Raw genomic sequence first — 12,272 nt, forward strand, 5'->3', positions numbered from 1 at the left:
CAGTCACCGATCGACCGTGTCACGGACGATCAAGCCACCGCCTTCATGTCATTCACTGCAGCCATGTCCTCGCCGGACAGCACGCGATCGATATCCAGCATGATCACGAAGCCCTCGTCCAGCTTGCCCATGCCGGCGATGAAATCCGCCCTCACCTTCGCACCGAACGACGGCCCCGGTTCCACCGCCTCCGGCGGTATGTCCACCACCTGGCTCACCGCATCCACGATGATGCCCATGTCCTGCGCTTCGCCCTCGTTCTCAACTTCCACGATCACGATGCAGGTTCGCCGCGTCACCGCCGCGCTTTCGCTGCGCAGGCGCGCAGCAAGATCGATCACCGGCACCACGCGACCGCGCAGATTGATCACCCCGCGCACGAAGCCCGGCATCATCGGCACCTGCGTCACGCCGCCGTATTCGATGATTTCCTTCACCGACAGCAGGCCCAGCGCATAGCTTTCGTCGCCCAGCCGGAAGGTCAGGTACTGCTCCTGCTGGTCGGCATCCGGATCCTCGTCCGGCACCGCCAGCGCCAGCGCATTTCTTGCATTCATGTTGCCGACTCCTCAAAAGCGGGTGAAATCGTTGTCTGCATCCACTTCGGCCGTGCCCGACAGGCGCCTGGCCTGGCCGCGTACGCCTTCGTGGGTCGCTCTCTGCCCGCGCGCGGATCGCTTCGAGCCCGGCTGTTCGCCGGACAGGCGGAACACCGACATCGCTTCCTGCAGGGTTTGCGCCTGACTGCTCATTTCCTCCGCGGTCGCGGCAAGTTCCTCGGACGCGGCAGCGGTCTGCTGCACCGTCTGGCTGAGCTGGTTCATGGCGCTGTTGATCTGCGACACGCCACTGGCCTGTTCGCCCGACGCCGCCGCGATTTCCTGCACCAGGTCCGACGTTTTCTGGATCGACGGTACGAGCTGTTCCAGCACCTTGCCGGCGCGACCTGCCACCTTCAGCGATTCGTTCGCCACGCCGCCAATTTCCTGCGCCGCCACCTGCGAACGTTCGGCCAGCTTGCGCACCTCGGTCGCCACCACCGCGAAGCCGCGGCCATGACTGCCTGCACGCGCCGCCTCGATCGCCGCATTCAGCGCCAGCAGATTGGTCTGGTAGGCGATGTCGTCGATGATGGAAATGCGCTCGGCAATCTTGCGCATCGCCTCCACCGTCTGCTTCACCGCTTCGCCGCCTTCGGCCGCTTCGCGCGAAGCCTGCGTCGCGATGCCGTCGGTCACCCGCGCGTTGTCGCTGTTCTGGTTCACCGACGCAGACATCTGTTCAACCGATGCCGAGGTCTGTTCCACGCCCGCCGACTGTTCGCTCGCCCCCTGGCTCAGCGATTGCGCCGTCGCCGACACCTCTTCCGAAGCACTGGCGAGGCCGTCGGCCACGCTGATCACTTCGCCTATGGTCTGCGACAGCCGGTCGCTGGTGCTGTTGACCGAATTCTTCAGGTCCTGCAGCTTGCCGCGGTAATTGCCCTCGACCCGCATGCTCAGGTCGTTGCGCTCCATCGCCGCGAGCACGGTCATGACTTCATTGACCGGATTGATCACCGCATCCAGCGTGTCATTGATGCCTTGCACGATGCGGCGGAAATCGCCCTTGTGCTTGTCGGAATCGGCGCGCTTGTCCAGGTCGCCTGCCAGCGCCGCCTGCACCAGCAGATCGGTGTCGGCGACCAGCATCTTGATATTGCCGCGCACCTGTTCGATGGTGTCGTTGATGAAGGCCTTCTTGCCCGGCAGCGCGTCCATCGGCGCATCCATATTGCCTTCGCCGAAGGCCTTGAACACCGCCATCGCCTTCTTCTTCACCGCGATGTGACCGGCGACCATCTGGTTCACGCCTTCCGCCATCGTGCGGTAGGCGCCCTTGAACTTGCCGCCATCCATCATGACGTCGATGTCGCCGCGATCGTGCTCGGCGGACATGTGGTTCATCTCTTCGATGAAGGTCTTGATGTTGCGACGTACCTGTTCGATGGTGTCGTTGATGAAGGCCTTCTTGCCCGGCAGCACTTCCATCGGCGCATCCATATTGCCTTCGCCGAATTCCTTGAATACCGCCATCGCCTTCTTCTTCACCGCGATATGGCCGGCGACCATGCGGTTCACCCCTTCCGCCATCGTGCGGTAGGCGCCCTTGAACCGGCCCTCATCCATCATGACGTCGATGTCACCGCGATCATGTTCGACCGCCATGTGATTCATTTCCTCGATGAAGGTCTTGATGTTGCGGCGCACCTGTTCGATGGTGTCGTTGATGAAGGCCTTCTTGCCCGGCAGCGCTTCCATCGGCGCATCCATATTGCCTTCGCCGAATTCCCTGAATACCGCCATCGCCTTCTTCTTCACCGCGATGTGGCTGGCAACCAGATCGTTCACGTCCTGCGCCAGGGTGCGGTAGTCGCCTTCGAAGCGCGACAGGTCGACCGCCACATCGATATCGCCCTTGTCGTGCTCGGCGGACATGTGCTTCATCTGCTGCATCAGCAGACCCAGCTTTGCCGACAAGGTATTCAGAGATGCGGCAAGGGTACCGGAGGGGGAGGCCCCCAGTTCGCGCGCCGCGGAGAAGTCGCCCGCAGCGAGACGCTCCGCGACACCCGCCAGATAGGCCGGCTCGGCGCCCAAGGTGCGGCTGCGCAGACGCGCGAACTGCGCGGCGCACACCGCCGTCAGCAGAACGACCGCCGCGCTCAGCGCGATGAGCAGGCCGCGGCCATCGCTCGCCATGTCGTTGATCGCCGCTACGTCTGCATCCTTGATCAGAGCCAGACTTTTCAGGCCGTCGAGATGATGCACGCCGGCCCAGCCGGCACCCACCGCGAGTACGGCAATGCCCAAGAAACCCAGCATCCCCGGTGTGATGAATCGCCCTGCGTTTGCATCACTCATTTGCACAACCTCCTCCGATCAAGGGCGACAAGGATCCGATCAATCCAGCATGCCGGCAGACGGTCGCCATGTCCGCCGGGCTGTTCATGTTCAGAAGCGGGCGAAATCCGTTTCGGACGGTCCATCCACCGCCGCCGACGCGTGATGTGCCGCGGTCGGCCGTACGGTCGCGCTGCTGCGACGTGCGGACGGCGTGCCGCCCGATGCGCCGCCGCGCAGCCGGAAGAAAGCCATGGCTTGCTGCAGTTGCTGCGCCTGACCGCTCATTTCCTCGGCCGTTGCCGCCAGTTCCTCCGACGCCGACGCCGTCTGCTGCACCGTCTGGCTCAACTGGCTCATCGCGCTGTTGATCTGCGTCACGCCGCTGGCCTGTTCGCCCGACGCCGCCGCAATCTCCTGCACCAGATCAGATGTCTTCTGGATCGACGGCACAAGCTGCTCCAGCACCTCGCCCGCGCGCGCCGCCACCTTCAGCGATTCGTTCGCCACGCCGCCGATTTCCTGCGCCGCCACCTGCGAACGCTCCGCAAGCTTGCGCACCTCGGTCGCCACCACCGCGAAGCCGCGGCCATGGCTGCCTGCACGCGCCGCCTCGATCGCCGCATTCAGCGCCAGCAGATTGGTCTGGTAGGCGATGTCGTCGATGATGGATATGCGCTCGGCGATCTTGCGCATCGCCTCCACCGTCTGCTTCACCGCTTCGCCGCCCTCGGCCGCTTCGCGCGAGGCCTGCGTCGCGATGCCGTCGGTCACCCGTGCGTTCTCGCTGTTCTGGTTCACCGACGCCGACATTTCTTCCACCGATGCCGAGGTCTGTTCCACGCCCGCCGACTGTTCGCTTGCGCCCTGGCTCAGCGATTGCGCCGTCGCCGACACCTCTTCCGATGCGCTGGCCAGCGCATCCGAGCTGCCGCGCACCTGGGTAATCACTTCGGCCTGGCGTTCGACCAGGCTGCGCAGCGCGTACAGCAGGCTGCTGCGATCGGTCGGCTTGGTCACGATGTCGACCGCCAGATTGCCATCGGCCACTTCCTTCATCACCTCGACCGCATACCCCGGTTCGCCGCCGAGCAGGCTCAGCACGCCGCGCGTGATGAGCACACCCAGCAGAGCCGCCAGCAGCACCGCGCCGATGGAAATGCCGATCACCAGTGTATTGGTCTGCTGAAAGGTTTCGGCGGCGGCCAGCGCATCCTTTTCCATCAGCTCGACCTGGAACTTCTCGACATCCTTGAGCGCATTCTCGTAGGCCGTATTGGCCGGCAGCATGTCGCCCTTCAGAAACTCCACTGCCTTGGCCTTGTCCGCCTTGACCATCGCGAAAAACGGCTCGTATTTCTCACCGAGCGTGGCGCGCGCAGTCAGGATGACCCCCATATAGCGCTTGCCGGTATCGGTCGTGATCATCTTTTCCAGCGTCGCCATCACTTCCGAATTGCGCGCGCGATTGGCGAGCACTTTTTCCTTGCTCTTTTCGGCCTCGGCTTCGCTGGTGGCCAGCAGCATATTGCGCAGTTGCCGGCCGTTGTCGACCGTGTTCCTGACGAGTTCCTGCAGCATCCTGGCTTTCGCGACACGATCCTTCAGCATGAAATCCATGCTGTCATTCAGCGTGCCCAGCTTGACGATGCTCATCACCGATATGGTCAGCAGCAGCGCGATCACGATGCCGAAGCCCAGCGCCAGCCGCGTGGCGACCTTCATATTCCCGAACATTTTTCCATCCTTCCCTGTTTGGCTTTCGCCTCCGCTCAGCCACGATCCTGCGTTCCCATATCCCCATGCGCCGCCTGCCGGCAACGCGCTTCATCTTCAACCTGCCGATCCCGCCAATTCCGCCTGCGACACCGTCGTCCCGCTCACCGCCATCTTCATCAACCCCGCCACATCCAGGATGAGCGCGATTTCGCCGCTGCCCAGGATGGTTGAACCGCTGACGCCACGCAGCGAACTGAACAGTTTGCCCAGCGGACGGATGACGGTCTGGTGTTCACCCATCAGGTGATCGACCACGATGCCGGCCTTGGTCTGGCCGAACTGCACCACCACCACGTTCTCGCGGCGCGGGGGCGCATCGCTGTGGATGTCGAACACCTGGCGCAGCCACAGCAAGGGCAGTACCTCGCCGCGCATGTCCAGATAGCCGCGGATGCGCGCGGCATCGCGGGTGGCACCCGCCAGTTCGACGCATTCGACGATCATGTCCACCGGCAGTACGAAGCTGGCCTTGTCGATGCCGACGCGGAAGCCATCGATGATGGCCAGCGTCAGCGGCAGGCGGATGCGTATGCGTGTCCCCTTGCCCGGTTCGGTGTCGATTTCGACCGTGCCGCGCAGCGCTTCGATGTCCCGGCGCACCACGTCCATGCCGACACCGCGGCCGGACAGATTGCTCACCGCATCGGCGGTCGAGAAGCCCGGTTCGAATATGAGACGGTCTATCTCGCGATCGGATAGCTGGTTCTCCTCGGGCACCAGACCGCGCTCGATCGCCTTGCGCAAAATCTTGGCGCGGTTCAGACCGCCGCCGTCGTCGGCCACGTCGATCACGATGCTGCCCGCTTCGTGATAGGCATTGAGCATCACCTTGGCGCGCGCCGACTTGCCGGCGGCGATGCGCACCTCGGTCGGTTCGATGCCGTGATCCATGGAATTGCGCACCAGATGCATCAGCGGATCGCCGATGCGCTCGACCACGGTCTTGTCCAGTTCGGTGTCGGCACCACTGATCTGCAATTCGATGTCCTTGCCCAGATCGCGGCTCACATCGCGCACCACGCGCTGGAAGCGCTGGAAGGTGGCGCCGATCTGCACCATGCGCAGCGACAGCGCCTGGTCGCGCACCTCCTCGACCAGCCGCGACAGCACTTCGCTCGCCTCGGTGAGCTGGCTCTGCGCCAGCATCTGCGCAACGTTCTGCACGCCGGCGCTGGCCACCACCAGTTCGCCCACGAGTTCGATCAACTGGTCCAGTTTGTCGGCATCGATGCGCAGCGAACGGGCCTCCTGCGCCTTGGCATCCTTCACCTGCTTCTGCCGGGTGAGCGCCGCGTCGACCACGCCCGGGCTGACTGCGCCGGTCTCGACCAGGATTTCACCCAGCGGGGGCGGTGCGACCGCGGCTGCCGGCTGTTCGCCCTCGGCTGTCGGCTCGACGGCGGCGCTCGCGGCGCCCGCCTGCAGTGCCAGCCCGCGCTCCAGTTCGGCGCGCGTCAGCGCGCCACTGGCGACCAGCATTTCTCCCAGCATCGTCACGTCTTCCGGAAGCGCGCGAATGACGCTGATGTATTCGGAAACCTGGGCATGCGGCGGCACGATGTGCAGCACGCATTCGTCGCGCACGAATTCGAACACGCCCTCGATTTCCGCCTTGCTCGCGTCGCTGCGGAAATCGATCTCGAAACCGAGGTAGCAGGATTCCGGATCCAGCTTGAGCCAGTTCGGCAGCGCCTCGATCACCGTGGTCAGGTGCACGATGTCGCCCAGCGTGCGCAGATAGCGCAGGAAGGACAGCGGATCCATGCCGCCGCGCAGCACGTCTGTTCCGAAGCGCAGGGACAGGTGCCAGTTGCCGCTGCCGGATTCCATGTCCGGAGCGCTTGCACCCACCGCCGGCTTGTCCGCAGCGACCAGACCCGTCGCGGCGGGCACCGCTGCCGGCTTGCCAAGCAATACGCGCAGTTCCGCGAGCTGCGTTTCGCCGTCGGCACGCTGCGCGTCGTCGATGTCGGTCTTCTCCGCCACCGCGCGCACCAGCGCACCGATATGGTCCTTGTTGCGCAGGAACAGGCCGATCACGTCCGGCGTGACGGCGATTTCGCCATCGCGCACGCGGTCGAGCACGCTTTCCACCTCGTGCGTGAAGCGCACGACGTCGTCGAAGCCGAACACCCCGGCCGTGCCCTTGATGGTATGCGCGGCGCGGAAGATGTCATTGATGAGTTCGCTGTCGTCGGGCGCGCTTTCCAGCCCGAGCAGCGATTCTTCCATGCGGGTAAGCAGCTCGTCCGCTTCGGCGAAGAAGGCTTCGAGTGCGGGTTCCAGATTCATGAGTCCGTCCTTTCTGTGCGGGGGCAGCGACTCAGGCCGCCTGTGCGGGAACGACGACCGGATCGCCGAACACCGGGCTGAGCTGCATCAGATCCATCACTTCAAGGACGGCCTCGCTGTGTGCCACCAGGGAAAAGGCATGACCTTGTTTTTCTGCGGCGCGCTTGGCGGCAAGCAGTATCTGCACGCCGCTGCTGTCGATTTCGGTCACGCGACCGAGGTGGATGCGCAGATCGCGCTTTTCCGACAGCACGCGCGTGAGCATGCCGTAGGTCTCCGCGGCGCCGAATATGGTCAGTTCGCCGATCATGGCCAGCTCTACCGTGGCGCCATCGTCACTGCGTTCGATTTCCATGGCGGACTCCCGGATCAGGGCAGGCAGAGCTTGGACACAGCCATCAGCATCTGGTCCGGCTTGAACGGCTTCACCATCCAGGCCTTGGCGCCGGCCGCCTGGCCTTCCGCCTTCTTCGATTCCTGGTTCTCGGTGGTGAGCATGATGACCGGCGTGAACTTGTAGGCGGCCAGCTTGCGCATTTCCTTCACGAAGGTGATGCCATCCATGTTCGGCATGTTCACGTCGCTGATCACCAGATGCACCTTCTGGCCGGTGAGCTTGGACAGCGCGTCCTTGCCGTCGGCCGCCTCGAACACGTCATAGCCGGCGCTCTTCAGCGCAAGACTGACCACCTGGCGCAGCGACGACGAGTCGTCGACCACCATGATTGTTTTTGCCATCGCGTGAACTCCTCAGAAAAAGACGAGATCGTCACTGGCGGCCGCCTGGCCACCCTTGCCGCCTGCGTGATTGCCCCGTTCCTCGGGGGTGGTGTAGCTGCGTTCCAGGTTGTCGATCAGCGGCTTCAGGTCGGGCGCCCGACCTTCCGGAGCCGAGGCGACGCGCTCGCCCAGCTCGTCCAGGCTGGCGCAGACATGGGCCAGCACCTGGTCTATGCGGTCCTGGAACTGCAGATGCGGCATCGTGGCCGCGATTTCCTGCTGTATGCCTTCGGCCTGATGCCGCAGTTCCGCGTTGGAGTGCTCGAGCACGTCGAGCAGCCGGGAAAAATCGGACAGCACGCCCTGGATGCTGGTCTCGGAAGTCTTGAAGGATTCGATGTCACGGCTGGTGGAGTTCTCCACCATGCGCGCCGACCTCACGATGGCGTCACTGACGAGCTGCGCCTTTTCCGCGATCTTGCGACCGGTGTCTCCGGACGCCGTCGACAGCTTGCGCACTTCGTCGGCGACCACCGCGAAACCGCGCCCTGCCTCGCCAGCGCGCGCCGCCTCGATCGCGGCATTGAGCGCCAGCAGATTGGTCTGGTCGGCCACCTGCTGCACCGAAGTCGCCATGCCGCGCAGGTCTTCCGCATAACTGGCCAGTTCGCGTATCTGCGCCAGCACCTTGTTCTTGTCTTCCAGCGCGCCGGACATGCCGCTCAACACCTGGGTGAGCTGGCTCTGCGAGGACTTCAGTACCTGGTCGACCGCGGCCTGCGAGCCGTCCGCCGATGCTGCGCCGGAGGTCGACACCGCAGCGTCGAGGCGCGAAGCCAGTCCGGAGAAGCGCTGTACCAGTTCGCCGATGGCCACCTCGGCCTGCTGGCGCACGACCGATATCTGTCGCTTCCAGATCGGGGCGGCGGTGCCGGCCACCAGCTTGAGGTCACTTTCCAGTTCACCGATCACAGGATCGGCGCCGACCGGTTCCGCCATGTCGCGGGGCATATCTTGAACAGATGTTCGTCCAAGTCTGAAGGCTGCCCATATTGCGACCGCACACAGCACGAGCAGCCCGCTCGCGCGGGCGGCAACAGGCATGCCAGCCGGCACGACTGCGAGTGCGCCCGCACCCGCTGCCGCGATGCCCTGAGCCAATATCAGCAAGGTTTTTGCCAAGTTCTTCACTCCCTCAATAGAGGCCGTTCGGCGCGACCGTCGCACATTGACGTTGCCCCTCTAGGCACATTTACGACCTGTACGCGTACGGACTTAAGCTCTTTATGCGGGGATATCTCCACGCGCCGGCGCGACCAGCCGTGAGTTCGGTGACTGTGGATATCCGAAGCGGTCGGGCTCCCGCTCCGACGTATGATCGGCACGCTCCCTCAAGCCCCGACATCCCCTTGATGAGTTCGCTGCCGCATCCCCCGCTGCGTCCCGCTCCGCCCGCTGCCAGCCACGGCTGGTACTGGATGCTGCCGCGCGTGGCGGTGGTGCTGTTCCTGCTGGCCATTACCGCGCTGATCGGGTGGCTGCACGAGCAGGACCGCGAAGACCAGCGTCAGGCCATGATCAGCGATGTGCTGTGGATGGAGCAGGACCTGCGCTTCCATCTCGACCGCAACGCGGAACTCATGGCACAGCTCGGCCGCGAGCGCCTGGAACGGCAGCTCGACGCGTACGCGTTCGAACTGCGTGCGCGCAACCTGATCGCCAATGGTCACGGTCTGGTTGCGGTCGAGCCGCAGGACAGCTCTGTTGTGGACGACCCCGATCTTGCCGGTCCGGCCCGCCTCGCCAGCCAGCTCGGGCGACCGGTCTATCTGCCGCCTCATCTGATCGGCGGCGATGTCCATTTCGATGTCCTCGTGCCACTGGGCAGCGATGAAGGCTGGGTCAGGGGACGCTATGCGATCAGCCAGATGCTGGCGCAATCGATTCCCTGGTGGTTTGCCGAGCGCTACAAGCTGGACGTGATCGACAATGTCGAAACCGTGCTGGCGAGCAAATCCAAGGTCGACGCGCGCCAGGACGAATTGAGCTACGCCCTGTCCTTCGATCCTCCGGGACATGGCCTGCGCCTGCGCGTCACCGCCTATCACACTGAAACGCGGCTGCTGCCGGCGCTGCTGGTGGCCACCATCGTCTGTCTGGCCATGGCCATGCTGTGGAGCATGTGGGCGCTGCGCCGCCATCTCGCGCGCCGTCTCGAGGCCGAGCAGGCGCTGCGGGCGGAACACGCCTTCCGCAGCGCGATGGAGAATTCGCTGGTGATCGGCCTGCGCGCACGCGACCTCGAAGGACGCATCACCCATGTCAATACCGCCTTCTGCCGCATGGTGGGGTGGAGCGAACGGGAACTGATGGCCATGCGTCCGCCCATGCCCTACTGGGCACCGGAGCAGGCCGAGGAGATACGTGCGCTGCACGACGAAATCCTGCAGGGCGGCGCGTTGTCGCATGAAGCGATCGAACTGAAGTTCGTGCGCCGCAATGGCGAGCGCTTCGACGTGCTCATCACCGAAGCGCCTCTGGTCGATGCCGACGGTCGCCATGTGGGCTGGATGAGTTCGGTGCAGGACATCACCGAACGCAAGCAGGCGGAAGAGCTGTATCGGCAGCAGCAGGAAAAGATGGCCTTCACCGGCCGCCTCATCACCATGGGCGAAATGGCCTCCACGCTGGCCCACGAACTGAACCAGCCCTTGTCGGCCATATCGAGCTACAGCACCGCCTGCCTGAACATGCTGGAGCACGGACAGGCCGATGCCGGCGAGTTGCGCGAGCCGCTGGCGCGAATGAATGCACAGGCGCGGCGCGCGGGTACCATCATCCGTCGCGTCCATGAGTTCGTGCGCCGTTCGGAACCCAAGCGGCTGCCCTGCTCGCTCAATCACGTGGTCGAGGAGGCGGTCGGCCTGATCGAAGCCGATGCGCGCAAGCGCGACATCCGCATCAGCACCTCGCTGGCCGGTCAGTTGCCCGACGTACGGGCGGACCGCGTGATGATGGAACAGGTGCTGCTCAACCTGATACGCAATGGCATGGACGCGATGGCGGATGTCGATGCCGGTCGCCGCCGCCTGCTGATACAGACCAGCGCCGACGGCAGTGGCGTACAGGTCGCGGTGCGCGACCATGGTCGCGGCATCGCACCCGACCTGGGAGACAAGCTTTTCGCCCCCTTCTTCACCACCAAGCCGGATGGCATGGGCATGGGCCTGAACATCTGCCGTTCCATCGTCGAACTGCACCACGGGCGGCTGTGGTACGAAAACGCGGACGGCGGAGGCACCGTTTTCATCATGAAATTGCCGATCGATGCCTGAGCACGACCAGATCCACATCGTCGACGACGACGAAGCCATCCGCGATGCGCTGGGCTGGCTGTTCCGTTCGCGCGGCCACACGGTGCGCTTGTGGCCATCTGCGGAGGCTCTGATCGACAGCGGCGAACTCGGCCGCTGCGGCTGCCTGGTGCTGGACATCCGCATGGAGGGCATGAGCGGACTGGAACTGTTCGCCTGGCTGGGCGAACACGGTCACCGCATGCCCGTCATCTTCCTGACCGGCCACGGCGATGTGCCGATGGCCGTCGCCGCATTGAAACAGGGCGCGTTCGACTTCGTCGAAAAGCCCTTCAACGACAACGATCTGGTCGACCGCGCGGTCGCTGCGCTCGAACAGCACCGGCAGAGCGCGGCGCGCCGTCTCGCCGAACGCGAGCTGGAAGAGCGCCTGGCCCAGCTCACCAGCCGCGAGATCGAGGTGATGGAACGCATCCTGGCCGGCCAGATGAACAAGGTGATCGCCAGCGATCTCGGTGTCACCATGCGCACCGTCGAAGTCCACCGCGCGCGCATCTTCGAAAAGATGGGCGTGCGTTCCGCAGTGGAACTCGCCCAGGTGCTCGCCAGCCGGAAGTAGGCGCCGACTTCGCTCGAGGCTGAATCGCGGGCAAGCCCGCTCCCACCAAACCCCGGCGCCGTTCGTGATCGGCGAGAGCTTTTGTGGGAGCGGCCTCTTGCCGCGATGCGGGCCATGCCGGCCGCGGGCTTCGTTCGAGGCTGCATCGCGGGCAAGCCCGCTCCCGCCAAACCCGGCGTCCGTTCGTGATCGGCGAGAGCTTTTGTGGGAGCGGCCTCTGGCCGCGATGCGGGCCATGCCGGCCGCCGGCTTCGTTCGAGGCTGCATCGCGGGCAAGCCCGCTCCCACCAAACCCCGGCTCCATTCATGATCGGCGAGAGCTTTTGTGGGAGCGGCCTCTGGCCGCGATGCGGGCCATACCGGCCGCCGGCTTCGTTCGAAGCTGCATCGCGGGCAAGCCCGCTCCCACCAAACCCCGCGTCCGTTCGTGATCGGCGAGAGCTGTTGTGGGAGCGGCCTCTGGCCGCGATGCGGGCCATACCGGCCGCCGGGCTCGTTCGAGGCTGCATCGCGGGCAAGCCCGCTTCCACCAAACCCCGGCTCCGATGACGGTTCGGGCGAGTTCTTGTGGGAGCGGCCTCTGGCCGCGATGGGGCTTATGCGGGTCGCTGGCTTCGTTCGAGGCTGAATCGCGGGCAAGCCCGCTCCCGCCAAACCCCGGCTCCG

General features: G+C 64.7%; 9 protein-coding genes. 2 read left to right on the top strand and 7 right to left on the bottom strand.

The window, feature by feature from the left end:
* Positions 1–29: 29 nt before the first annotated feature.
* From A3Q7_RS0106570 to A3Q7_RS0106600, 7 genes are all read right to left on the bottom strand, one after another.
* Positions 30–557 (bottom strand): chemotaxis protein CheW, encoded by a 528-nt coding sequence (locus A3Q7_RS0106570; RefSeq protein WP_018411063.1) that lies wholly within the window; start codon positions 555–557, stop codon positions 30–32.
* Between the two features lie 12 nt (positions 558–569).
* Positions 570–2,864, bottom strand: coding sequence for a methyl-accepting chemotaxis protein (locus tag A3Q7_RS0106575; RefSeq protein WP_018411064.1), 2,295 nt, complete (start codon positions 2,862–2,864; stop codon positions 570–572).
* A gap of 129 nt (positions 2,865–2,993) precedes the next feature.
* Positions 2,994–4,607, bottom strand: a complete 1,614-nt coding sequence (locus tag A3Q7_RS0106580) for a methyl-accepting chemotaxis protein (protein ID WP_018411065.1) — start codon at positions 4,605–4,607, stop codon at positions 2,994–2,996.
* A 108-nt stretch (positions 4,608–4,715) separates the two neighbouring features.
* The gene (locus tag A3Q7_RS0106585; RefSeq protein ID WP_018411066.1) at positions 4,716–6,953 is read right to left on the bottom strand and encodes a chemotaxis protein CheA; all 2,238 of its coding nucleotides are present in this window, start codon (positions 6,951–6,953) and stop codon (positions 4,716–4,718) included.
* Between the two features lie 31 nt (positions 6,954–6,984).
* Positions 6,985–7,308 carry an STAS domain-containing protein gene (locus A3Q7_RS0106590; RefSeq protein ID WP_018411067.1) on the bottom strand — a complete coding sequence of 108 codons (324 nt, stop codon included), beginning with the start codon at positions 7,306–7,308 and terminating at the stop codon, positions 6,985–6,987.
* Between the two features lie 14 nt (positions 7,309–7,322).
* The gene (locus A3Q7_RS0106595; protein WP_026224570.1) at positions 7,323–7,691 is read right to left on the bottom strand and encodes a response regulator; all 369 of its coding nucleotides are present in this window, start codon (positions 7,689–7,691) and stop codon (positions 7,323–7,325) included.
* A 12-nt stretch (positions 7,692–7,703) separates the two neighbouring features.
* Positions 7,704–8,672 (bottom strand): methyl-accepting chemotaxis protein, encoded by a 969-nt coding sequence (locus A3Q7_RS0106600; protein ID WP_232417848.1) that lies wholly within the window; start codon positions 8,670–8,672, stop codon positions 7,704–7,706.
* Positions 8,673–9,085: 413 nt separating this feature from the next.
* Here A3Q7_RS0106600 and A3Q7_RS0106605 point away from each other — a divergent pair, with 413 nt between their 5' ends.
* Both A3Q7_RS0106605 and A3Q7_RS0106610 read left to right on the top strand, forming a co-directional pair.
* Positions 9,086–11,008 (top strand): sensor histidine kinase, encoded by a 1,923-nt coding sequence (locus tag A3Q7_RS0106605; protein WP_018411070.1) that lies wholly within the window; start codon positions 9,086–9,088, stop codon positions 11,006–11,008.
* Positions 11,001–11,606 (top strand): response regulator transcription factor, encoded by a 606-nt coding sequence (locus tag A3Q7_RS0106610; protein WP_018411071.1) that lies wholly within the window; start codon positions 11,001–11,003, stop codon positions 11,604–11,606. Before A3Q7_RS0106605 ends, A3Q7_RS0106610 begins: the two co-directional genes overlap by 8 nt.
* The last annotated feature ends 666 nt before the right edge of the window (positions 11,607–12,272 follow it).

The organism is Methyloversatilis thermotolerans (assembly GCF_000372885.1).
Lineage (GTDB): Bacteria > Pseudomonadota > Gammaproteobacteria > Burkholderiales > Rhodocyclaceae > Methyloversatilis > Methyloversatilis thermotolerans.

Excerpts from the sequence above, each read along its gene's own strand:
- A3Q7_RS0106570 (WP_018411063.1), bottom strand. The coding sequence starts at position 557 with ATGAATGCAAGAAATGCGCTGGCGCTGGCGGTGCCGGACGAGGATCCG.
- A3Q7_RS0106575 (WP_018411064.1), bottom strand. The coding sequence starts at position 2,864 with ATGCTGGGTTTCTTGGGCATTGCCGTACTCGCGGTGGGTGCCGGCTGG.
- A3Q7_RS0106580 (WP_018411065.1), bottom strand. The coding sequence starts at position 4,607 with ATGAAGGTCGCCACGCGGCTGGCGCTGGGCTTCGGCATCGTGATCGCG.
- A3Q7_RS0106585 (WP_018411066.1), bottom strand. The coding sequence starts at position 6,953 with ATGAATCTGGAACCCGCACTCGAAGCCTTCTTCGCCGAAGCGGACGAG.
- A3Q7_RS0106590 (WP_018411067.1), bottom strand. The coding sequence starts at position 7,308 with ATGGAAATCGAACGCAGTGACGATGGCGCCACGGTAGAGCTGGCCATG.
- A3Q7_RS0106595 (WP_026224570.1), bottom strand. The coding sequence starts at position 7,691 with ATGGCAAAAACAATCATGGTGGTCGACGACTCGTCGTCGCTGCGCCAG.
- A3Q7_RS0106600 (WP_232417848.1), bottom strand. The coding sequence starts at position 8,672 with ATGGCGGAACCGGTCGGCGCCGATCCTGTGATCGGTGAACTGGAAAGT.
- A3Q7_RS0106605 (WP_018411070.1), top strand. The coding sequence starts at position 9,086 with ATGAGTTCGCTGCCGCATCCCCCGCTGCGTCCCGCTCCGCCCGCTGCC.
- A3Q7_RS0106610 (WP_018411071.1), top strand. The coding sequence starts at position 11,001 with ATGCCTGAGCACGACCAGATCCACATCGTCGACGACGACGAAGCCATC.